The sequence below is a fragment of the Candidatus Pelagibacter sp. PS_44 genome, from assembly GCF_059417735.1.
Genome location: NZ_CM182063.1, coordinates 422,190 through 444,329, shown reverse-complemented (window position 1 = coordinate 444,329; position 22,140 = coordinate 422,190). Strand labels below are relative to the sequence as shown.

Genomic DNA, 22,140 nt, shown 5'->3' with positions numbered 1-22,140 from the left:
GGCAGCGTTTAGTTCCATAAAGTAGGTACTACATTCCAACCAAAAACATCGCCAAACTACTATTTAATTCTAGTTTGTCAAACTAAAAACTACTTTTGAAGAGTGTTATTTTGTTTAGTTTGCTTGAGTTTCAGTGGGTTCTGCTGGTTCAATTTTATCTTGATCGGCCAAGAACTTATTATCTGCTTCTAAAGCATTCTTGTTCCATTTGTTCTTAATGTGACCTGTTCCAGCTGGAACTAATCTACCAACAATGACGTTCTCTTTTAAGCCATTAAGCGGGTCAACTTTACCTTTAATAGCCGCATCTGTAAGAACTCTTGTAGTTTCTTGGAATGAAGCTGCTGATATAAAAGACTCTGTTTGTAAAGATGCTTTAGTAATACCCATTAAAACTCTTTCTCCAGTTGCTGGATTTTTTCCTTCAGCAACAAGCTTTTCATTTGTATTATCAAATTTAATTCTATCTATCATCTCACCTGGTAAATAACTCGAGTCACCAGACTCTTTAACTTCTACTTTTTTAAGCATTTGTCTTAGAATCGTTTCAATATGTTTGTCGTTTATAATTACACCTTGTAACCTATAAACTTCTTGTACTTGGTTAACAAAGTATTCTGTTAAATCTTTTATACCAAGTATTCTTAAAATATCATGTGGTAATGGCTGTCCGTCTAAAAGATACTCACCTTTTTTAATTTTTTCACCTTGGTTGAAATTAATATGTTTGCCTTTTGGAATTAGATAGTTTGAAGGTTCTCCATTTTCAGGTTGAATAGAAATTCTTTGTTTTCCTCTTACTTCTTTACCAAATAAAACTTGACCATCATTCTCTGCAATTATTGCACTATCTTTTGCTTTTCTAGCTTCAAATAATTCAGCAACACGAGGTAGACCTCCTGTAATATCTTTTGTTTTAGTAGTTTCTTTTGGAAGTCTAGCTATTATGTCACCAGCAAATATTTTTTGACCATCTTTCACTGAAAGAATTGAGTCTGGAACTAAATAATATCTGGCTTCATTGTCATCAGCTTTTTTAATAACATTACCTTTGTCATCTCTTAGAGTAATTCTTGGTTTTAAATCAGTATTTTTAGATTGAGCTCTCCAATCAATAACTGATTTAGATGAAATTCCTGTTGCATCATCAGTAGTTTCTTGAATTGAAACACCGTCAATTAAATCAACATAACCTGCTATACCACTTTTTTCAGCAATAACTGGTGTTGTATAGGGATCCCATTCACAAATTTTTTCATTTGCTTTAACTTTATCTCCATTCTGGAAAAATAATTTTGAACCATAGGCGACTTTATAAACAGCAACTTGAACACCATTATCATCTTCAATTGATAGCTGAGTATTTCTTCCCATTACTATCAAATTCTTTTTAGAGTCTTCTAATAAGTTAGAATTAATTATTTTTAAAGTACCAGCTGATTTAGTGATGATTTGCGATTCTTGTTTAACAGAAGCTGTTCCACCAACGTGGAAAGTTCTCATTGTTAATTGCGTGCCTGGTTCACCAATAGATTGAGCTGAGATCATACCAATTGCTTCACCCACATGTACCATTTTTCCTCTAGATAAATCACGTCCATAACAAGTTGCACAAACTCCTTTTTTAGAGCTACAAGTCATAACAGAGTATGCTTTAATAAATTTAACCCCTGCTGCATCAATTTTATCGCAACCAGCTTCATCGATCATTGTTTCTTTTTTAATTACAACTTCACCAGTAATAGGATTTTTAACATCAAATGCTGTTACCCTTCCAAGAGCTCTTTCAGATAAACTGACAACAACATTTCCACCTTCAAGAATTTCTGCTAATTCAATAAAACCTGGATTATCACATTTAATTTTTGAAATTGTTAAATCTTGAGCAACATCACATAATCTTCTTGTTAGATATCCAGAACTTGCTGTTTTTAATGCAGTATCTGCCAGACCTTTTCTAGCTCCATGGGTAGAGTTAAAGTATTCTAAGGCTGTTAGACCTTCTTTAAAGTTTGATATAATAGGTGTCTCAATAATTTCACCAGATGGCTTAGCAATTAATCCTCTCATCCCAGCTAACTGTTTCATTTGGGCTGCAGATCCTCTTGCACCACTATCTGCCATCATAAATACAGAATTAATTTTCATTCCATCAGCAGTACTTTCAGTAGCAGAGATACCTCTCATCATTTCACCAGCAACTTTATCTGTACACTTAGACCAGGCATCAACTACTTTGTTATATTTTTCACCTCGAGTAATCAAACCTTCAGAATATTGATTTTCATAATCAGCAATTAGTTTTTTGGTATCTTCAATTAATTGACCTTTGTTTTCTGGAATAACTAAGTCATCTTTACCAAAAGAAATACCTGCTTTAAATGCATGTTTGAAACCTAAATCTTTTAAGTGGTCACAGAATATAACGGTAGTTTTCTGACCACAAAATCTAAATACGCTATCAATAATTTCAGATACCGTTTTCTTAGGTAGTAATCTATCAATCATTGAAAATGTAATATCTTTATGTTTAGGTAGTAAGTTTGCTAATAAAAATCTTCCAGCAGTTGTAGTGTGTTTTTCAACTTTCTTATTTCCATTTTCATCAAGAGTTTCAAATCTTGAAACAATAGTAGAATGAACTTTTATTTGACCTGTAGACAAAGCATGTTCAATTTCATCATTATTTATAAAATAGCCATCTGGTTTTTCTGTTTGAAAAGGAGCTTGAGACAAATAATATAAACCTAAAATCATATCCTGACTCGGTACAATAATAGGTTTTCCATTTGATGGACTTAAAATATTATTAGTAGAAAGCATCAAAATTCTTGCTTCTAGCTGTGCTTCCAAACTTAATGGAACGTGAACTGCCATCTGATCTCCATCAAAGTCAGCATTAAAAGCTGCACAACATAACGGGTGTAACTCAATGGCATCACCTTCAATTAACTTAGGTTCAAATGCTTGCACACCTAATCTATGAAGAGTTGGAGCTCGGTTTAATAAAACTGGGTGTTCTCTTACAATAAGTTCCAATGCATCCCAAACTGCATTAGTTTCTTTTTCAACTAACTTTTTAGCTTGTTTGATTGTTGATGCTAATCCTAATTTATTTAATCTTGCATATAAAAATGGTTTGAATAGTTCAAGAGCCATTTTTTTTGGTAAACCACATTCATGAAGTTTAAGGTCTGGTCCTACAACGATTACAGATCTTCCTGAATAATCTACTCTTTTACCTAATAAGTTTTGTCTAAACCTACCCTGCTTACCTTTAAGCATTTCAGCTAATGATTTAAGAGGCCTTTTGCCTGTTCCAGTAATTACTCTACCTCTTCTTCCATTGTCGAAAAGTGCATCCACTGACTCCTGAAGCATTCTTTTTTCATTTCTAACAATAATGTCTGGAGCCTTAAGATCCATTAATCTCTTTAGACGATTATTTCTATTGATTACTCTTCTATAAAGATCATTTAAATCTGAAGTAGCAAATCTACCTCCATCCAAAGGTACTAGAGGTCTTAATTCAGGCGGGATAACTGGAATTACAGTTAAAATCATCCATTCTGGTTTTTGACCAGTTTCAATAAATGACTCAATTAATTTTAGTCTTTTAATTGATCTTTCTTCATTAACTTTAGATTTTGTTTCTTTAATTGAGTTAATTAATTTAGTTCTTTCAAGTTCTAAATCCATTGCTTTAAGAATTGTTAAAATTGCTTCTGCTCCAATTCCAGCTTCAAATGACTCTTCACCAAATTCATCTTGATATTTAGCTAATTCTTCTTCGTTTAACAATTGATTTTTTTGTAAACCAGTTAAACCAGGTTCAATTACAATAAAGTTTTCAAAGTACAAAACTCTCTCAACTTCTTTTAACTTCATATCAACTGCGAGTGATATTCTGCTTGGTAATGATTTTAAGAACCATATATGTGCAACAGGTGTTGCTAAATTGATATGACCCATTCGCTCTCTACGAACATTAGATTTTGTTACTTCAACACCACATTTTTCACATATTATTCCTCTGAATTTCATTCTTTTGTACTTGCCGCACAAACATTCATAATCTTTAATTGGACCAAAAATTCTAGCACAAAAAAGACCATCTTTTTCAGGTCTAAAAGTTCTATAATTTATTGTTTCAGGTTTTTTAATTTCACCGTAAGTCCATGATTTTATCTTTTCAGGACTTGCTAAAGTAATTTTAATACTATTAAAATTTTGAGCTTCAGAAACTTCACTATTTTTAAATAAATCTGTTAATTCTTTTTTCATACTTAATTTAACTCAATGTTTAGTGCTAATGATTTTATTTCTTTTACTAATACGTTGAATGACTCTGGTATTCCAGATTCAAAATTTTCTTCACCTTTAACTATTGTTTCGTAAACTTTAACTCTACCAGCCACATCGTCTGACTTAACAGTTAAAATTTCTTGTAAAGTATAAGATGCTCCATAAGCTTCAAGAGCCCATACTTCCATCTCACCAAATCTTTGACCACCAAGTTGTGCTTTACCACCTAAAGGTTGCTGTGTAACAAGACTGTAAGGTCCAGTAGATCTAGCATGTATTTTGTCTTCAACTAAGTGATGAAGTTTTAACATATAAATTATTCCAACAGTCACTGGTCTATCAAACATTTCTCCTGTTCTTCCATCCCATAAATTAGTTTGTCCAGATGTTGGTAGTTTTGCTAAATTAAGCATCTCAGAAACATCCTTTTCTTTAGCACCATCAAAAACCGGTGTTGAGATAGCTATACCATTTTGAAGATTTTCACATAAATCACTAAATTCCGTTTTATTTAATTTGTCTATGGCACCGTCAAAAACATCATTTCCATAAACAGACTTTAAAAATGAAGAAATCTTCTCTGTTTTTTCAAATTTTTTATTATTTTCATTAACTAATCTTTTAACTTCTTCACCAAACTCTTTACATGCCCAACCTAGGTGAGTTTCTAAAATTTGACCAACATTCATACGACTTGGAACACCTAATGGATTTAAAACAATATCAACTGGTCTACCATCTTCTCTGTATGGCATATCTTCAACTGGAACAATTTTACTAACAACACCTTTGTTTCCGTGTCTACCCGACATTTTATCTCCAGGTCTTAGTCTTCTTTTAATAGCAACAAAAACTTTTACCATTTTCATTACACTTGGTAGTAAATCATCACCACTTCTAATTTTTAAAACTTTATCTTCAAATCTTTCTAAAATTGATTGTTTTGCTTTATTGTATTGATCTTTTAATTGAGCAAGACTTGCTTCATCATTGACATTTCCTACTGTTATTTTGAAAATATCATTTATGCTAATTTTGTTGATTGTCTCAAGATCTAATTTCGTTCCAACTTCTAAATCTTTAATTTTTTTTGTTAAAGATGAACCAGATAAGATTTGATTTGCTCTTTGCTTAATACTTCTCTCTAGAATTTCTTCTTCGACAATTTTATCTTGTTGAACAGTTTCGATTTCAGCTCTCTCAATTGTAATTGATCTTTCATCTTTTTCAATTCCATGTCTGTTGAAAACTCTAACATCAACAATAGTACCACTACTTCCTCTAGACATTCTTAAAGAGGTATCTGTAACATCAATTGCTTTTTCACCAAAAATTGATCTTAATAATTTCTCTTCTGGACCTGAAGCTGAGTCTCCTTTAGGTGTAACTTTACCAACAAGAATGTCTCCAGCTTTAACTTCTGCACCAATATAAACGATCCCTGATTCATCAAGATTTTTTAAAGCTTCTTCATTCACATTTGGTATATCTCTAGTAATTTCTTCTTCACCTAATTTAGTATCTCTAGCCATAACTTCATACTCAACTATATGTACCGATGTGAATACATCGTCTGTTACACATCTTTCTGAAATTAAAATAGAGTCTTCAAAATTGTAACCTTGCCAAGGCATAAATGCTACGGTAACATTTTTACCTAATGCTAATTCACCAAGCTTTGTAGATGGTCCATCAGCAATTATATCGCCAGATTTAACTTTATCACCAACTCTAACTAAAGGTTTTTGGTTTATACATGTATTTTGATTTGATCTTTTAAATTTTTGTAAATTATAAATATCTACACCAGACTTAGTAAAATCAGTCTCTTCTGTTGCTTTGATAACAATTCTTTTACCATCAATTTTATCAACTGTACCATCTCGTTTAGCAACAATTGTTACTCCTGAGTCTAGAGCAACATCCCTTTCTATACCGGTTCCAACTAATGGTGATTCAGGTTTTAATAAAGGTACAGCCTGTCTCATCATGTTAGATCCCATTAGAGCTCTGTTTGCATCATCATTTTCTAAAAAAGGAATTAATGATGCTGCAACTGAAACTAGTTGTTTTGGAGATACATCTATGTAATCAATATTCTCAGGTCTTGATAAAATAAAGTTTAAGTTTTCTCTACAAGAAACTAGATCTTCTATAATTTTTCCATTCTTATCTAATTTAGTGTTTGCTTGAGCAATAGTATATTTAGTTTCTTCCATTGCAGATAAATATTCCACTTTATCTTCTACAACTCCGTTTTTAACTTTTTTGTACGGGCTTTCAATGAAACCATATTTATTAATTTTTGCATAAGTAGATAAACTATTAATCAACCCAATGTTTGGTCCTTCGGGCGTTTCAATTGGGCAAATTCTTCCGTAATGCGTTGGGTGTACGTCACGTACTTCAAAGCCAGCTCTTTCTCTAGTTAAACCACCAGGTCCTAAAGCTGATACTCTTCTTTTATGAGTAATTTCAGATAAAGGATTGGTTTGATCCATAAACTGTGAAAGTTGAGAACTAACAAAAAAATCTTTTAAAGAAACTGTTAGAGGTTTAGCATTAATTAAATCTTGAGGCATTGCAGATTCAATATCAAGAGTTGTCATTTTTTCCTTGATAGCTCTTTCCATTCTGTAAACACCAATACGAGCTTGATTTTCTACAAGTTCTCCAACAGACCTAACTCTTCTATTTCCAAGATGGTCAATATCATCAACTTCATCTTTACCATCACGAAGATCTAACATTTTATGAACTATAGCTATAATATCGTCATTTCTTAAAATTGTAATTTTGTCAGAACATTCTAAATTTAATCTAGAGTTCATTTTTACTCTGCCTACATCAGAAAGATCGTATCTATCTGAACTGAAAAATAAGTTATTAAAAATTTGAGTAGCTATTTCAATTGTCGGTGGTTCACCTGGTCTTAAAACTTTATAAATTTCAGTAATAGCATCATTTTTGTTGTTATTTTTATCATTTAAAATTGTTGTTAGTAAGTAAGGGCCTTTATTAATTGAATTAGTTATAGAGATATCAATTGAATTGATGTTCGCTTCTAAGATTTGTTTAATGATTGTATCATTTAGCTCAGTTCCAATTCCAAAAGTACCTTCTTCCTCGTTGTCGCTAACAACAATTTCTTTATGAAGATATTTTCCATAAAGTGACTCTTGTGAAACTAAAATGTCTTTTAAACCATCGTTAGCAAGTTTTTTTGCAGTTAAAAAATTAATTTTATCACCTAGTTTAATAACAACATTGCCATTTTTTGCATCTATAACTTCTTCTGAAAAATTTTTAGCTTTATAGTTTTCTGGATTAAATTTTGTTTTCCATTTATTTGTTTTAGGATCAAATGTGTAAGTTTCTTTATCATAAAATTCATCAGCAATTTCAGTTTTGGTAAAACCTAGGGCCATTAATAAAGTTGATACAAAAATTTTCTTCTTTCTATCAATTTTAAAATATAAAAAGTCTTTTACATCATACTCAAGATCTAACCATGAGCCTCTATTTGGTATAACTCTACAATTAAAAAGAAGTTTACCACTTGCATGAGACTTTCCCTTATCATGATCAAAAAATACACCTGGACTTCTATGCATTTGATTGACAACTACTCTTTGAACACCGTTAGTAATAAAAGTACCACTATCAGTCATCATTGGAACTTCTCCCATGTAAACTTCTTGTTCTTTTGCAGATAAAATATCTTTAGTATTATTTTCTTGATCTATTTCATAAACAACAAGTCTTAAAGTACATTTAAGTGCAGAGCTAAAAGACAAACCTCTTTGTATACATTCTTCGGTATCAAATTTTGGTTTTTCTAATCTATAAGAAACATATTCTAAAGTAGCTTTGTCATTAAGGTCTTCAATTGGAAAAATGCCTTTAAAAACTCTATCAAAACCTTTTGTCAGATCTCCTGCATCTGAATCAAAGTCAGTTAATTGTTTGTATGAATTTTTTTGAACTTCAATTAAGTTTGGAATAGATAAAGTCTCAGCTAACTTACCAAAGCTTTTTCTTACATTTTTCTTTTCAGTAAAAGATAATTGCATTTATAATCAGTTACTAGTTAATTAAATTAACTAGCAATTAAGTTCTTTCTAATTAAATTATTTAAGTTCTACTTTTGCGCCAGCTGCTTCCAACTTAGCTTTGATCTCTTCAGCATCTTTTTTGTTTACACCCGATTTAACTTCTTTCGGTGCACCTTCAACTAGATCTTTTGCTTCTTTAAGACCTAAAGATGTTGCCGCTCTAACTTCTTTAATAACATTAATTTTTTTATCTCCTGCAGAAACCAACATAATTGTAAAATCATCTTTTGCTTCTTCAGCTGCTCCACCTGCTGCTGCTGCTGCTGGTGCTGCTGCAGCCATAGCTGTAACACCCCATTTTTCCTCAAGTTGTTTTGAAAGTTCAGCTGCTTCAACTACAGTTAAACTTGATAAATCTTCTATAATTTTATTTAGATCAGGCATAATTTTTATACTTCTTTAGGTTATTTTTCAGAATTTTCTGGGGACAAACTACTCATTTTTTCAGAACGTGCAAGTAAAATACTTACAAATTTTGATGCTGGTGTTGCTAGAATACCTACTATATTTGCTCTAGCTTCATCTAATGTTGGTAAATTAGCTACATTTTGAACTCCAGCTTGGTCCAAAACATCATTGCCCATTATTCCACCTAAAAGTTTTAGATTTTCATTAGTTTTCGCAAATTTGGATAAAATTCTAGCCGAGATAATAGCATCGTTAGAAAAAGCTACAGCAGTAGCTCCTGTAAATAAATTAGCAAGATCTTTACATTTAGTTTTTTCAATTGCCAACTTAGTAATTCTGTTTTTAGTAATTTTAAATTTTATTCCATGTTCTCTCATTTGAGCTCTTAACTCATCTAATTGAGACATTGTTAAACCTTGATAATGAGTAACCATAACCGCTTCATTATTTTGAAACTGAGTTTCCATTTCACTTATATAATTCTTTTTTTGTTCCTTGTTCATCATAACTATATAGCTTTTCCTAATTTGACTTTGTATGACACACCCATACTTGATGTTACAAAGGTATTTTTAATTAAATCACCTTTTAAAGTAAGATTTCCTTTTTCTTTTTCTAAAGTGTCTAAAATTGCATGATAATTTTTCAATAACTGATCATCGTGAAAAGATTTTTTTCCAATGCTAACACCAATATTACCATCTTTATCATTTCTAATTTCAGCTTGACCTGATTTTGCATCAGTTACAGCTTGCTTAATGTTGTCTGAAACTGAACCTAATTTTGGATTAGGCATTAAACCTTTAGGTCCTAAAACTTTACCTAACTTTGAGAGCTTAATCATCATCCCTGGCGTACAGATAAGTTTTTCAAAATCTAATTCACCTGATTTAATTTTTTCTACAAATTCATCGCTACCAACTATGTCGGCACCCGCATCTTTAGCTTCTTTAGCTTTTGCATCTTCACAGACAACAGCAACTTTTACTTTTTTTCCTGTTCCCCCTGGTAAATTTACTACAGTTCTAATATTTACCTCGCCTTTTTTTTGCTTATTATTAACTTGAAAACTTAAATCAATTGACTCATCAAATTTAGTGGTACAATTTTTTTTAACAATAGATAATAAACTTTCAATTGCATCAGCTGGCAAATTTTTAGTTTCTTTTGGTAATTGTTTGAATCTTTTTGATGCCATTAGTCTTTAACCTCAATTCCCATAGATCTTGCAGAACCAGCAATAATCTTTACAGCTTGGTCTAGGTCGTGCGCATTAAGATCTTTCATTTTTTGTGTTGCAATTTCTTCTGCTTGTTTTTTTGTAATTGAACCAGCTATACTTCTTCCTGGTTCTTTAGATCCACCTTTAAGTTTAGCTGCTTCTTTTATAAAATGTGAAGCTGGTGGTGATTTAATTTCAAAATCAAATTTTTTATCTTTATATACAGTAATGACAACTGGGATTGGTTTTCCAGCAAACGCCTTTGTCTTATCATTAAATGCTTTACAGAATTCCATTATGTTAATGCCACGTTGTCCTAATGCAGGACCAACTGGTGGAGCTGGGTTAGCTTGACCACCCATAATTTGCAATTTTATATATCCACTTATCTCTTTAGCCATTAACTTACTTTCTCAACTTGGTTATATTCTAAATCAACGGGTGTTGGTCTTCCAAATATCGACACAGAAACTTTAAGTCTTGATTTTTCTTCATCGATGTCTTCAACCATGCCACTGAATGATGCAAAAGGACCGTCAACAACCTGAACTTTTTCACCAATGGCATACTCTATACCAGATTTTGGCTGTGCTACACCATCTTTTATTTGTCCTAATATTTTTTCTATTTCTTTATCTGAAACAGGTACTGGAATGCCTTTTGAACCTAAAAATCCGCTTACTCTCTTCAGATTTTTAATTAAATGATATAGATCATTGTCCATCTCACTTTTAATTAGTACGTAACCAGGAAAATATTTCTTTTTTCTTTGAATTCTCTTTCCTCTTTTAACTTCTGTTACATCATGAGTTGGTACAACAATTTCCTCAATTTTATCTGAGATTTTAGCTTTTTCAGCCTCTTCTTTTATCAGTCCGGCAACCTTATTTTCAAAATTTGAGTGTGATTGAACAATATACCAATTTTTCATTAAATACTTACCTTTAGTAAAGCTTCCAATAAAAATTTAAGAACTTGGTCAAGAAGTAAAAAAAACAAAGACATAATAACAGCCATTGCAAATACCATTAAAGCACCTTGCATAGTCTCTTTTCCTGTTGGCCAAGAAACCTTAAAGGCTTCTTGCTTTACTTCCTGTATAAATTTTATCGGGTTTTTCATAATATACTGTTCACTTATTGGCAGGAGCGGAGGGACTCGAACCCTCAGCCTCCGGTTTTGGAGACCGGCGCTCTACCAATTGAGCTACACTCCTATAGAGTTTACTCTATAATTTTAGTTACTACTCCAGCTCCAACTGTTCTACCACCTTCACGAATAGCGAAGTTTAATTTTTCACTCATCGCAATTGGAGTAATTAATGTAACAGTGAACTTGGCATCATCACCTGGCATAACCATTTCAGTTCCAGCTGGTAATGTAACTTCTCCAGTTACATCTGTTGTTCTAAAGTAAAACTGAGGTCTGTATTTAGTAAAGAATGGAGTGTGTCTTCCACCTTCATCTTTTTTAAGTACATAAGCCTGAGCCTCAAATTTAGTGTGAGGAGTAACTGAACCAGGTTTACAAAGAACTTGACCTCTTTCAACATCAGTTCTTTCAACACCTCTTAAAAGCACACCGATGTTATCACCTGCTTCACCTGAATCTAAAAGTTTTCTAAACATTTCAACTCCAGTACAAACTGATTTTTTGGTGTCTCTAATACCAACGATTTCAATTTCTTCACCAGTTTTTACAACACCTGTCTCTACTCTTCCAGTAACAACTGTTCCTCTTCCAGAAATTGAGAATACGTCCTCAACTGGCATCAAGAAAGGTTTGTCAACTTCTCTTGCTGGCTGTGGAATAAAATCATCAACAGCTTTCATTAATTCTAAAATAGAATTTTTTCCAATTTCTTCATCTCTACCTTCAACAGCAGCTAATGCAGAACCTTTAACGATAGGAGTCTTGTCACCAGGATACTTGTATGAAGTTAGAAGTTCTCTAATTTCTTCTTCAACAAGTTCAATCATATCTTTATCATCAACTTGGTCTACTTTATTTAAGTAAACAACAATAGCTGGAATACCAACTTGTCTTCCTAAAAGAATATGCTCCCTTGTTTGAGGCATGGGACCATCAGCAGCATTAACTACTAAGATAGCTCCATCCATTTGGGCTGCACCTGTAATCATATTTTTTACATAGTCAGCGTGACCTGGACAATCAACGTGTGCGTAATGTCTTTTTTCAGTCTCATATTCGACGTGAGCAGTTGAGATTGTAATTCCTCTTTCTTTTTCTTCAGGGGCTTTATCAATCTGATCGTAAGCAACCGCTTTTGCTCCACCAGTTGCTGCTAATGTAATTGTGATAGCAGCTGTTAATGTTGTTTTACCATGGTCGACATGACCAATTGTACCAATGTTACAGTGTGGTTTATTTCTTACAAATTTTTCTTTTGACATTACTTTTTTACCTCAGTTTAGTTTTATTAATAATTTCTTTTTTTCTTGGAGCGGGTAAAGAGAATCGAACTCTTACATCCAGCTTGGAAGGCTAGCGTTCTACCATTGAACTACACCCGCACAACATCAAGAATAACACTCCATTGTTATAAAAAATTTTATTGAATGGTGGAGGGGGAAAGATTCGAACTTTCGAAGACCGAAGTCAACGGGTTTACAGCCCGCCCCATTTGACCGCTCTGGAACCCCTCCTTTTTGGGGAAGTGTCCCCTTGTTCAATAAAGCTTCAAACAACAGGCGTTTTATATATTTTTATTATGCAATTGCAACACGAGATTTACTGTGAAAATGGAGGAAAAAACGTATAAAACAAACTAATTTTATGAATAAATCATCTTTTTTAATCGTTGGTCAACATGCTGTAATTGAAGCATTAAGAAACCCTAAAAGGAAGGTTTTAAAAGTATTTTTAACAGAAGAAAGTAAAAAAAATATTCACAGAAAAAATCCAAAAAAAAATGTCCTTGAAGATGTTAAAGTTTATTTCAAATCAAAAAAAGAACTAGATAAATATACTTCTAAAGATCAAATTATGCACGGTGGATACGTTGCTGAAGTGGAACATATTGATCAACCCGACTTAAAAGAGTTTATAAAAGGAAAAAACAACTTAACATTTGTTTGTATTGATGAGGTAACAGACCCAAGAAATATTGGTTCATTAATTAGAAGTGCAGCATCATTTAATATTGATGGATTAATTGTTAAAGAAAGACAATTTCCATCAGATAGTAAGCTTATGTATAAAGCTGCAAGTGGTTGTATGGAACATATCAATATTTTTGAAGTGGCAAATATAAATTCCACACTAAAAAACTTGAGGGAAAAAAATTTTTGGGTTTATGGTTTTGATGCAAGAGGAGAAAAAGACTTCACAGATATAAAATGGGAAGGAAAAAATGTTCTTTTATTTGGTTCTGAGGGATTTGGCATGAGAGAGCACACGGGAAAGTACACAGATTTTTTTGTTAAGATTGATATAAATAAGGATGTAGAAAGCTTAAATATCTCAAATAGTGCTGCAATTGTGTTTCATCATTTAAGTTATTTAAAAAAAAATTCTTGATTAGTCTAAGATTTCTTAATAGAAATCGCTTATGCCCTTGTAGCTCAGCTGGTAGAGCAATTGATTTGTAATCAATAGGTCCGCGGTTCGACTCCGTGCGGGGGCACCATCACTCAATAAAATCAACAATAATTATTTTTACAAAGTTAAAGTTTAATCAACTTTTAAAGTTAATTGTGCCAGGATTGGACCAGGATTGTGCCAAGATCAAGTGGTCATTAATCTACTAAAATTTTGTAGGTCCAATAAACTACTTCGATTATGATAATTACTTCAAGTACTGACATTCTAATATTATTATTTACACTGAATTGTCATTATTCGACTAACAAAACCGCCAACAGAAATCCCACCATATGATATTCCAGGTGATATCTCTTCTCTGTAGTCTAAAACATTATAGCCACGTGTTTTGCAAATACTCCCAGCTTTTTTTTCACAAAGAGACTTTGATAAAGCTGAACCTGAACAATCTATTTTATAAGCTTTATCGCCTGATGGTGTGTAAACCTGACTTGATGTTGCACAGCTTGCTAAAAGAATAAATGCAAACAATAGATAAAATGATTTCATAGATTGAAAATACTTTTTCCTAATCTTTAATTCAATACATTTTTTAGTATTTTGAGGTACTACAAAAAGCACCCATGACACCAGAGTTTCTGATTGCTGCCATACACGAGTTATAACTTGTATATGGTCCATAAGATCTACCTTGGTGTTTAATATAATAATAAGTTTGATATGGGTTTGTCTGTTTTGTTTTATGACAATGATATTGTGCTGTTGTATAATTCATATGACAACCTCCAGCATTTGTCATTCCGGAGTGAGAGTTAGCATTACCCATCATCAATAAACCCAGAACCACGATCCCTAAAATTTTTTTCATTAACAACTTAATGATAATGCAGGACAGTTGCCGCCAAGAGAGTTTGACGTACCAAATGTAGTAGATCCATTGTTATAGCTATTAGACCCAACTTCTCCCGTGTAAGGATTAGTGTTACCAGAATAACTCCAATTATTTGAAACTGAAGAGTCCGGTGAAGATCTATAGTGTCCCTCTACATAAGTTCCATCACTTCTGTAGTATGGATTAACATACACGTCTGCAAATACAGAATTAATTAAAACCAATGAGAAAACTATACTCAAGATTATTTTTTTCATAAGAAATACTACCACTGTGCCCAGAGTGTGACCAGACTAAAAATATTTTATGATTATTGTTGCTAACAAATGTTTATTTAAACTTTAGCAATTGATTTGTAATCAATAGGTCCGCGGTTCGACTCCGTGCGGGGGCACCACACACCAAGTTAAACACCAGCAAACTATAAACTTTTGTTATAACTTTCTAATCCCATTATATATTACTTTACCCAAACTGACGTCTCTAATATGATAATTTGTAGTTTTCAAACTTTGCAAAAAGCAAATTATACGCCTTTAGTTTTATTGAACGGAAAACTAATAGGCTGGGGAGATGAAGCTTTAAGAAGAGCAAAAGATAAATATGATCTTACGATAAAACAAGATTTTGATATTAAAGTTGAATAAGGACTTATAATAGGCAAACATCAATTAATGCAGAAGGAATATCTTATCCAGGTACACATACATCTTATATTTATATTGAACGATATAGAAGTTTAGTACCAACTGCAGAGTTTACATACAATTATGATTGTATAATTTTAGATATTGGCTATGATAAATTAGTCTATACAAAAAACTTATAATATTTTTAATAATATGAAAAATAGTGAGATTTTTAATAATGAATTTCTTAATATTAATAATAGAGAAATGCTTTCAACATTAAGAGATGAGGGTGTTTTTTACATTAAGAATGCAGTTAATACTAATTTTTTAGATTCACTTTTAACTGAAATAGATAATAATAAATTTTCCGTTAATAAAAATTGGGCATCAGGTGTTTACACTGAACACCAATATTATGTTAATCATTTACTTGGTTGTTCAAAATCTTTCTACTCATTGATATCTAGTTCGAGCATTTTTGATATGTGTGATGAATTTTTTAAAAGTGAATATCGCTTAAAAGCTTTTAGGTATTACGAAACTTATTCTAAACATAAGATGGATTGGCATACAGATAATAAAATATCAAAGAAAAATGAACCTGGAAGTATATTGAAACAAATTCCAGGGATTATTCTTATTATTTATTTAGATGATGTCAAAGATGGCGAATTTCAATTTGTTAAAAAATCCCACAAACAATCAAATGTTAATAACTATAATGTTTACACTAATAAACAAATTCTTGAAAAATTTCAAAACGATGTTGTTTCTTTTCAAGGGTACAAGGGGGATTTAATAATTTATGATACTTATGGAATTCATAGAGCGAAACCAGTAATTAGTTATAAAAACTTTGTAAGAAAAAGTTTGTTCATTCAAATTGATGAAAGTTTAACTTCGGCAGTACCATCATTACTTAATCCTTCATATTTCGATAAACTAGATAATAAAACTTTAAAATATTTTGGTTTTGGTTTGCCATGTGAGTCTCAAACTGGTCCAAACACTAATATTAAAAGACTGCCTATAAAAATATTTTTTAAAGAAATACTTTTACCATATATTCCATACAAACTTCCAAGAGTAATCTATATGATGTTTCCAAGAAGAATTAGACAGTTTTTAAAAAATTTTTTTTTAAATAAAGCATAAAAGTGATTTGTTTTTCTTTAAGAAAAAATTATAAGTGTTCTAATAAAAAATTATTAAGATTGTGGAGTACATTTAAAATTTATTTGTAAGACAATTAGAATGTGCAAATGATAAAAAAAAAATTTTAAAAAAATAAAGTAATGAAATCCCACCAAATATATATTCCAGCTCCAATAAAAGCAAAACCACTAAGTAGTTTCTTTTCTTATTTGTTCTATTTTAATTTTCTTTTGGAGACTTCTATTAGAATCATAAAGTAAATTAAATTTTATTTTTTTATTTGTTTTAATAATTATATCTTTTGCATTTCTAAATTCTAAATTGTCTGCCACAGCGCTGATTGGTCTTTTTTTTGGATTTAAATTTTTTATTTTTATAATTGATTTGTCACTTATAATTTTACCTTTCCATCTTCTTGGTCTAAAAGGGCTTATTGGTGAAATAGAAAGTTTTTTGGAATTTAAACTTAGAATAGGACCATGAACTGATAAATTGTAGGCAGTACTACCTGCTGGTGTTGATACTAAAACTCCATCTGAAATTAATTTTTTAATAATTATTTTTGCTCCATTTTGAATTGATAAAGACGCAGCTTGCTTGCTTTGCCTTAAAATTGAAACTTCATTAATTGCAATAGATTTTTTAATTAATCCTTGTTTATTTTTTACAATCATTTCTAAAGCAGAAATAGTAATCATTTTAGCTTTTGAAAAATTTTTTATAGTGTGTTTTGGTGAAAATTTGTTCATTAGAAAACCATAATTTCCTGAATTTATTCCATAAAAAAATTTTGATGAATTTTTATTTTTCTTTAGTGTTTTAAGCATAAAACCATCTCCACCAATCACGATTACTAAATTTGAATTAAATATTGGTTTTTTTTTAAAATTTTTTATTAGAAAAGATTTTATCTTTAATGATTTTTTATTTGAATCAGAAATAATTATTGGTTTAATCATATTTGTGGTGCCCTCGGCCAGACTCGAACTGGCACTCCCAAAAGGGCAAGGATTTTAAGTCCTTTGTGTCTACCAATTTCACCACGAGGGCACGTATTATTTTCATTTGTTTAACTGTTTTTATTTATAACTCAACTTATTTTTGTTAACAATCTTAACCATATCTCAATTAAGCTTTTAATGCTCTTTTAAGAATTTGGTAATTTAAATTACAATCTTTATAACCTTTCTTTACAGTATTTAAATATCGTTCTGTTGGGTACGCAAACAAAGTTTTTTTTGTCATTGTATAGGTCATTACTTTCTTACCATAATAAGTAAAATAATATTTCTTATATAAAATTGGGTAGTCCTCATAAATATCTAATTTTTTTTCATCACTTTTAGATATTTCAAATAATGCTCCTGGAACTAATGAATTTTTTTTAGGCTCTATATCAGCCGCTCTGTATTTGCTTCTAAAAGTTAATTTAAAATCTTTAAGATTAATCTTTTTTAAAAAAACACTATCTTTGCATCTTCTTTTCATTTGAAAATGATTTAAATTACTACCGTAGGCAAAATACAGCATTCTTATTATCTAATAACTACTTCTATTTTTTTTTGATTAACAAATTTCAATATCTCGGTACTACATTTATCGATTTTTTTTTGGTCTTCTGATCGTATAACTATAGATACTCCTAATTTACCTGCCTGAAAAAAAGGGTAGCTTCCTATTTCAACATCTTTATTGTTGTCTTGAACGTTAGTTAAAGAGTTTGCAATTTCACTTTCAACAGTTTTTAAACTTATTGTATGACTTATTATTGGATTTCCCCCTACTATTTTATCTTTTAATCCACCTAACATTGACTTTAAAATTGATGGCACTCCAGGTAAACAAAAAACATTTTCAACACAAAATCCAGGGGCACCACTTGTTGGGTTAAGAATTAAGTTAGCATTTTTTGGCATCCAAACCATTTTCTGTCTTCCTTCATTAAATTCTCCAACTTTATAATAAGCCTCCAATATTTTAAATGCCTCCTGATGAATTTCATACTCAAGGTTAAATGCTTTTGATATAGATTGAGCGGTAATATCATCATGTGTCGGACCGATACCTCCAGTTGTAAATACGTAGTTGTTAACTTTTCTTAAATGGTTAACTGTTTCAACAATAGTGCTCTCAATATCTGGAATTACTCTAACTTCATTAACTGTCACTCCAATAGAGTTTAACCACTTGGCAATAGTTCCCGTATTAGTGTCTTGTGTTCTTCCTGAAAGAATTTCATTACCAATAATAAGAATTGCGGCATTAAATTTTGTATTTTCTGTCATTATTAAATATACATTTTATATATGGAATTTACCAAAGCTTTAATTAAAGGCAAACTTATCAAACGTTACAAGAGATTTTTTACTGATGTTAAAATTGGTAAGGAAATTGTTACAGCACATTGCCCTAATACAGGATCAATGAAGGGTTTGTTAGATGAGGGTAATGAAGTTTTTGTGTCCAAAAATGATGACCCAAAAAGAAAGCTAAAATATACGCTTGAGATCATTAAGGCTAAAAAAAATTTGGTTGGTGTAAATACTCATTTTGCAAATAAAATTGCTTATCATGGCTTATCAAATAATCTAGTGAAAGAGGTTGCAAATAGTGACAGTATTAAACCTGAGGTATTCTTTGATAAAGAAACCAGATTCGATTTTTTAATTGAAAAGAACAAGCAAAAAATATTTGTAGAGGTTAAAAATGTTACTTTATTTAGGGATGAAAAAACTGCAGAATTTCCTGATGCTGTAACGTCTAGAGGGTCTAAGCATTTAAAAACTCTTATTGAAGCTGTAAAAAAAGGTTATAAATCCTATCTATTGTTCTTAATTCAAATCCAAGGAGTTAATAATTTTAAAATAGCCAAAGATATTGATAAAGAATATTATGAAAATTATTTACTAGCAAAAAAAGCTGGTGTTACTTTTTTAGCTTATCAATGTAAAATAAGTGCAAAAGAAATTAAGATAGATAAAAAAATTAAAATTATTGATGTCTGATTATTTAGAAAAATTTGAAAAAATGAGAGTTGCTGGAAATCTTGCGGCGAGAACTCTTGATATGTTGACAGAAAATATTAAACCTGGAATTACAACTGATCATATTGATAAGTTGAGCTATGAATTTATAAAAGACCATGGTGGATATTCAGCTCCTCTTTATTATAGAGGTTTTAAAAAATCATTATGTACTTCTTTAAATCATGTTGTCTGTCATGGAATACCTTCGGACAGAGTATTAGAAGAAGGTGATGCTTTAAATGTTGATGTAACCGCGATAGTTGATGAGCATTATGGTGATACAAGTCGAATGTTTTGTGTTGGTAAAACCTCAGTTAAAGTAAATAATTTAATTGATGCAACGCACGAGTCTATGATGAGAGCTATAAATTTATTAAAACCAGGATTAAAACTTGGTGACATTGGTTATGAAATACAATCTTTTGTTGAAAAAAAAGGTTATTCTGTTGTTAGAGATTTTTGTGGTCATGGAATAAGCACTACCTTTCATGAGCCCCCTAATATATTGCATTATGGAAGAAAAAATACCGGAATGGAACTTAGGCCAGGCATGACGTTTACAATTGAACCCATGATAAATACAGGTGAATGGGATGTAAAAATGCTAAAAGATGGTTGGACAGCTGTTACAAAAGATAAATCTTTATCAGCACAATTTGAACATACATTAGGTATTACTGAAAATGGTTATGAAATCTTTACAGAATCTGTTAAAGGTTATTCAAAGCCCCCTTACTTATAATTAATGATTGAAAGATATTCTAGAAAACAACTCACTGACATATGGTCAGAACAAAATAAATACCAAATTTGGCTTGATGTAGAGGTTGCAGCAGCTGAAGCCATGGAAAAACTTGGTCAAATCCCTAAAGGGGTAGCATCAGTTGTTAAAAAAAAAGCCAAGATAAACGTTAAAAGAATTCATCAAATCGAGTCTAAGGTTAAGCATGATGTTATTGCTTTTTTAACTTCTGTTACTGAAAAAGCTGGTATTAAAGCAAGATACCTTCATCAAGGAATGACATCTTCTGATGTACTGGATACAAGTTTAAATATACAACTAGTTCAATCAGGCAGAATTTTACTTACTGATATTGATCAAATTTTAAAAGTTTTAAAAAAACAAGCAAAGAAATATAAATACACTCCTTGTATGGGTAGAAGTCACGGTATTCATGCCGAGCCTATTACTTTTGGATTAAAACTTGCGTCATTTTATGAGGAATTTAAGAGAAATAGAAAAAGGTTAGTTGATGCAATCGATGAAATTTCAACATGCGCAATATCTGGTGCGGTTGGAACATTTGCAAATATTAACCCTAATGTTGAAAAACATGTGGCTAAAAAACTAGGTTTAAAAGTTGAGCCTATATCAACACAGGTAATACCAAGAGATAGACATGCTTTTTATTTCTCAGTCCTTGGAATTATTGCAGGCTCAGTTGAAAGAGTTGCAATTGAAATTAGACATTTACAAAGAACTGAAGTTTATGAAGTTCAAGAATTTTTTTCAAAAGATCAAAAGGGTTCATCAGCAATGCCACACAAAAAAAATCCAATCTTAAGTGAAAATTTAACAGGGCTCGCTAGAATGGTTCGAAGCGCGGTAATCCCTGCTCTTGAAAATATTGCACTATGGCATGAAAGAGATATTTCTCATTCAAGTGTTGAAAGAAATATTGGCCCTGATGCAAATATTACTCTAGATTTTGCTTTAGTAAGACTAAGTAATATTTTAGATAAAATGATAGTTTATCCAAAAAAAATGATTGAAAATTTAAATATCACTAAAGGTTTAATTTTTTCTCAAGAAGTAATGCTGGAGCTTACAAAATCAGGATTGAGCCGAGAACAATCTTACAAAATGGTGCAAAATTATGCCAAAAAATGTTTTGCTGACAATTTAAATTTATTTGACGTTATATCAGGCGATAAATTTATAATGGCTAAAATTTCATCAAAAAGATTAAAAGCTATATTCAATTATTCATCCCATTTTAAAAACGTAGATTTAATCTTTAGAAGAGTATTTAAATAATGAAAAAAGGTAAAAAATTATATGAAGGTAAAGCAAAAATAATTTATGCAACTGCTGATAAAAGATTAGTTATTCAATATTTCAAAGATGATGCTACTGCTTTTAATAATTTAAAAAAATCAACCATTGAAGGCAAAGGTGTTTTAAACAATAGAATATCAGAACACATTCTAACAAATCTGTCTCAAATCGGAATAAAAAATCATTTAGTAAAAAGACTAAATATGCGAGAGCAAATTATCAAGTTAGTTGAGATTATACCTATTGAATTTATTGTACGTAACGTTGCTACTGGTTCTATTACTAAAAGATTAGGTATAGAAGACGGAACTGTTCTAAAGCAGCCTCTGTTAGAGTATTGTCTTAAAGATGATAAATTAGGTGATCCACTTATTGCTGAAGAGCATATTCTTGCATTTGATTGGGCTACAAAATCTGAATTAGAAAAAGTTAAAAAAATGATCCTAAGAATTAATGATTTTATGATTGGTATGTTCAGAGGAGTTGGGATTAAGTTAATTGATTTTAAACTTGAATTTGGCAGACTTAAAGAAAACGGTAAATCTGAAGTTATTTTAGCAGATGAAATTAGCCCTGATACTTGCAGATTATGGGATAGTATTACTGATAAAAAACTTGATAAAGATAGATTTAGAAAAGATCTTGGAGATTTAATACCCGCTTACACTGAAGTTGCTAAAAGGTTAGGAATTTTACACGAACAATCTAACATGAGTGCTGTAAACGTGACAAAATTAAGCTCAATAAAGAAAATAAAATAAT

22 protein-coding genes and 5 tRNA genes are annotated in these 22,140 nt (G+C 31.1%); 8 read left to right on the top strand and 19 right to left on the bottom strand.

Features of this window, described 5'->3' with window-relative positions; genetic code table 11:
* Window positions 1–114 precede the first annotated feature (114 nt).
* From rpoC to AC5SLO_RS02340, 12 genes are all read right to left on the bottom strand, one after another.
* The gene (rpoC, locus tag AC5SLO_RS02395) at window positions 115–4,284 is read right to left on the bottom strand and encodes a DNA-directed RNA polymerase subunit beta' (protein ID WP_494573597.1); all 4,170 of its coding nucleotides are present in this window, start codon (window positions 4,282–4,284) and stop codon (window positions 115–117) included.
* A gap of 2 nt (window positions 4,285–4,286) precedes the next feature.
* Complete coding sequence (gene rpoB, locus AC5SLO_RS02390; protein WP_494573596.1) at window positions 4,287–8,378, bottom strand: DNA-directed RNA polymerase subunit beta; 4,092 nt, start codon at window positions 8,376–8,378, stop codon at window positions 4,287–4,289.
* A 57-nt stretch (window positions 8,379–8,435) separates the two neighbouring features.
* Window positions 8,436–8,804: a 50S ribosomal protein L7/L12 gene (gene rplL, locus AC5SLO_RS02385; RefSeq protein WP_494573595.1), complete on the bottom strand. Its 369-nt coding sequence runs from the start codon at window positions 8,802–8,804 to the stop codon at window positions 8,436–8,438.
* Between the two features lie 20 nt (window positions 8,805–8,824).
* Window positions 8,825–9,331: a 50S ribosomal protein L10 gene (gene rplJ, locus AC5SLO_RS02380; RefSeq protein ID WP_494573776.1), complete on the bottom strand. Its 507-nt coding sequence runs from the start codon at window positions 9,329–9,331 to the stop codon at window positions 8,825–8,827.
* 5 nt (window positions 9,332–9,336) lie between these two features.
* Window positions 9,337–10,026 (bottom strand): 50S ribosomal protein L1, encoded by a 690-nt coding sequence (gene rplA, locus AC5SLO_RS02375; RefSeq protein ID WP_494573594.1) that lies wholly within the window; start codon window positions 10,024–10,026, stop codon window positions 9,337–9,339.
* Window positions 10,026–10,451: a 50S ribosomal protein L11 gene (rplK, locus tag AC5SLO_RS02370; RefSeq protein WP_494573593.1), complete on the bottom strand. Its 426-nt coding sequence runs from the start codon at window positions 10,449–10,451 to the stop codon at window positions 10,026–10,028. Before rplK ends, rplA begins: the two co-directional genes overlap by 1 nt.
* Window positions 10,451–10,981 (bottom strand): transcription termination/antitermination protein NusG, encoded by a 531-nt coding sequence (gene nusG / locus AC5SLO_RS02365; protein ID WP_494573592.1) that lies wholly within the window; start codon window positions 10,979–10,981, stop codon window positions 10,451–10,453. Before nusG ends, rplK begins: the two co-directional genes overlap by 1 nt.
* Window positions 10,981–11,172 carry a preprotein translocase subunit SecE gene (gene secE, locus AC5SLO_RS02360; protein WP_006996799.1) on the bottom strand — a complete coding sequence of 64 codons (192 nt, stop codon included), beginning with the start codon at window positions 11,170–11,172 and terminating at the stop codon, window positions 10,981–10,983. Before secE ends, nusG begins: the two co-directional genes overlap by 1 nt.
* 18 nt (window positions 11,173–11,190) lie before the next feature.
* Window positions 11,191–11,266 (bottom strand) — tRNA-Trp (locus AC5SLO_RS02355).
* A gap of 7 nt (window positions 11,267–11,273) precedes the next feature.
* Window positions 11,274–12,464 carry an elongation factor Tu gene (tuf, locus tag AC5SLO_RS02350; RefSeq protein WP_494573591.1) on the bottom strand — a complete coding sequence of 397 codons (1,191 nt, stop codon included), beginning with the start codon at window positions 12,462–12,464 and terminating at the stop codon, window positions 11,274–11,276.
* A gap of 46 nt (window positions 12,465–12,510) precedes the next feature.
* Window positions 12,511–12,584 (bottom strand) — tRNA-Gly (locus tag AC5SLO_RS02345).
* 46 nt (window positions 12,585–12,630) lie between these two features.
* A tRNA-Tyr gene (locus AC5SLO_RS02340) sits at window positions 12,631–12,716 on the bottom strand.
* Window positions 12,717–12,846: 130 nt separating this feature from the next.
* On the opposite strand from AC5SLO_RS02340, the gene rlmB reads away from it, so the two are divergent.
* Complete coding sequence (rlmB, locus tag AC5SLO_RS02335) at window positions 12,847–13,590, top strand: 23S rRNA (guanosine(2251)-2'-O)-methyltransferase RlmB (protein ID WP_494573590.1); 744 nt, start codon at window positions 12,847–12,849, stop codon at window positions 13,588–13,590.
* 33 nt (window positions 13,591–13,623) lie between these two features.
* Window positions 13,624–13,699: transfer RNA gene (locus tag AC5SLO_RS02330), tRNA-Thr, on the top strand.
* Between the two features lie 188 nt (window positions 13,700–13,887).
* Here AC5SLO_RS02330 and AC5SLO_RS02325 read toward each other — a convergent pair.
* Genes AC5SLO_RS02325 through AC5SLO_RS02315 form a run of 3 tightly spaced genes read right to left on the bottom strand, consistent with a single transcriptional unit; the run spans window position 13,888 to window position 14,763 of the window.
* On the bottom strand, window positions 13,888–14,163 hold the full coding sequence (locus AC5SLO_RS02325) for a hypothetical protein (RefSeq protein ID WP_494573589.1): 276 nt from the start codon (window positions 14,161–14,163) through the stop codon (window positions 13,888–13,890).
* Between the two features lie 43 nt (window positions 14,164–14,206).
* A complete protein-coding gene (locus tag AC5SLO_RS02320; protein ID WP_494573588.1) occupies window positions 14,207–14,482 on the bottom strand; it encodes a hypothetical protein in 276 nt (91 codons plus the stop codon).
* The gene (locus tag AC5SLO_RS02315; protein ID WP_494573587.1) at window positions 14,482–14,763 is read right to left on the bottom strand and encodes a hypothetical protein; all 282 of its coding nucleotides are present in this window, start codon (window positions 14,761–14,763) and stop codon (window positions 14,482–14,484) included. The genes AC5SLO_RS02320 and AC5SLO_RS02315 overlap by 1 nt, the downstream gene beginning before the upstream one ends.
* 231 nt (window positions 14,764–14,994) lie before the next feature.
* Here AC5SLO_RS02315 and AC5SLO_RS02310 point away from each other — a divergent pair, with 231 nt between their 5' ends.
* Together AC5SLO_RS02310 and AC5SLO_RS02305 are read left to right on the top strand one after the other, a co-directional pair.
* Window positions 14,995–15,153, top strand: coding sequence for a hypothetical protein (locus AC5SLO_RS02310; RefSeq protein ID WP_494573586.1), 159 nt, complete (start codon window positions 14,995–14,997; stop codon window positions 15,151–15,153).
* 195 nt (window positions 15,154–15,348) lie between these two features.
* Window positions 15,349–16,293: a phytanoyl-CoA dioxygenase family protein gene (locus tag AC5SLO_RS02305; RefSeq protein ID WP_494573585.1), complete on the top strand. Its 945-nt coding sequence runs from the start codon at window positions 15,349–15,351 to the stop codon at window positions 16,291–16,293.
* A 188-nt stretch (window positions 16,294–16,481) separates the two neighbouring features.
* Here the strand turns inward: AC5SLO_RS02305 and AC5SLO_RS02300 are convergent, their stop codons facing one another.
* The 4 genes from AC5SLO_RS02300 to AC5SLO_RS02285 all read right to left on the bottom strand — a co-directional run bounded on the left by AC5SLO_RS02300 (window position 16,482) and on the right by AC5SLO_RS02285 (window position 18,578).
* Window positions 16,482–17,252, bottom strand: a complete 771-nt coding sequence (locus AC5SLO_RS02300) for an NAD kinase (protein ID WP_494573584.1) — start codon at window positions 17,250–17,252, stop codon at window positions 16,482–16,484.
* Window positions 17,253–17,257: 5 nt separating this feature from the next.
* Window positions 17,258–17,343: transfer RNA gene (locus AC5SLO_RS02295), tRNA-Leu, on the bottom strand.
* Between the two features lie 78 nt (window positions 17,344–17,421).
* The gene (locus tag AC5SLO_RS02290; RefSeq protein WP_494573583.1) at window positions 17,422–17,823 is read right to left on the bottom strand and encodes a gamma-glutamylcyclotransferase family protein; all 402 of its coding nucleotides are present in this window, start codon (window positions 17,821–17,823) and stop codon (window positions 17,422–17,424) included.
* Window positions 17,824–17,828: 5 nt separating this feature from the next.
* The gene (locus AC5SLO_RS02285) at window positions 17,829–18,578 is read right to left on the bottom strand and encodes a competence/damage-inducible protein A (RefSeq protein ID WP_494573582.1); all 750 of its coding nucleotides are present in this window, start codon (window positions 18,576–18,578) and stop codon (window positions 17,829–17,831) included.
* 21 nt (window positions 18,579–18,599) lie between these two features.
* Between AC5SLO_RS02285 and sfsA the strand changes: the two genes are divergently transcribed.
* Genes sfsA through purC form a run of 4 tightly spaced genes read left to right on the top strand, consistent with a single transcriptional unit; the run spans window position 18,600 to window position 22,139 of the window.
* Window positions 18,600–19,298 carry a DNA/RNA nuclease SfsA gene (gene sfsA / locus AC5SLO_RS02280; RefSeq protein ID WP_494573581.1) on the top strand — a complete coding sequence of 233 codons (699 nt, stop codon included), beginning with the start codon at window positions 18,600–18,602 and terminating at the stop codon, window positions 19,296–19,298.
* Complete coding sequence (map, locus tag AC5SLO_RS02275) at window positions 19,291–20,061, top strand: type I methionyl aminopeptidase (RefSeq protein ID WP_494573580.1); 771 nt, start codon at window positions 19,291–19,293, stop codon at window positions 20,059–20,061. Before sfsA ends, map begins: the two co-directional genes overlap by 8 nt.
* A 3-nt stretch (window positions 20,062–20,064) precedes the next feature.
* Window positions 20,065–21,357 (top strand): adenylosuccinate lyase, encoded by a 1,293-nt coding sequence (gene purB, locus AC5SLO_RS02270; protein ID WP_494573579.1) that lies wholly within the window; start codon window positions 20,065–20,067, stop codon window positions 21,355–21,357.
* Window positions 21,357–22,139: a phosphoribosylaminoimidazolesuccinocarboxamide synthase gene (gene purC / locus AC5SLO_RS02265; RefSeq protein ID WP_494573578.1), complete on the top strand. Its 783-nt coding sequence runs from the start codon at window positions 21,357–21,359 to the stop codon at window positions 22,137–22,139. The genes purB and purC overlap by 1 nt, the downstream gene beginning before the upstream one ends.
* Window position 22,140: the final 1 nt, after the last annotated feature.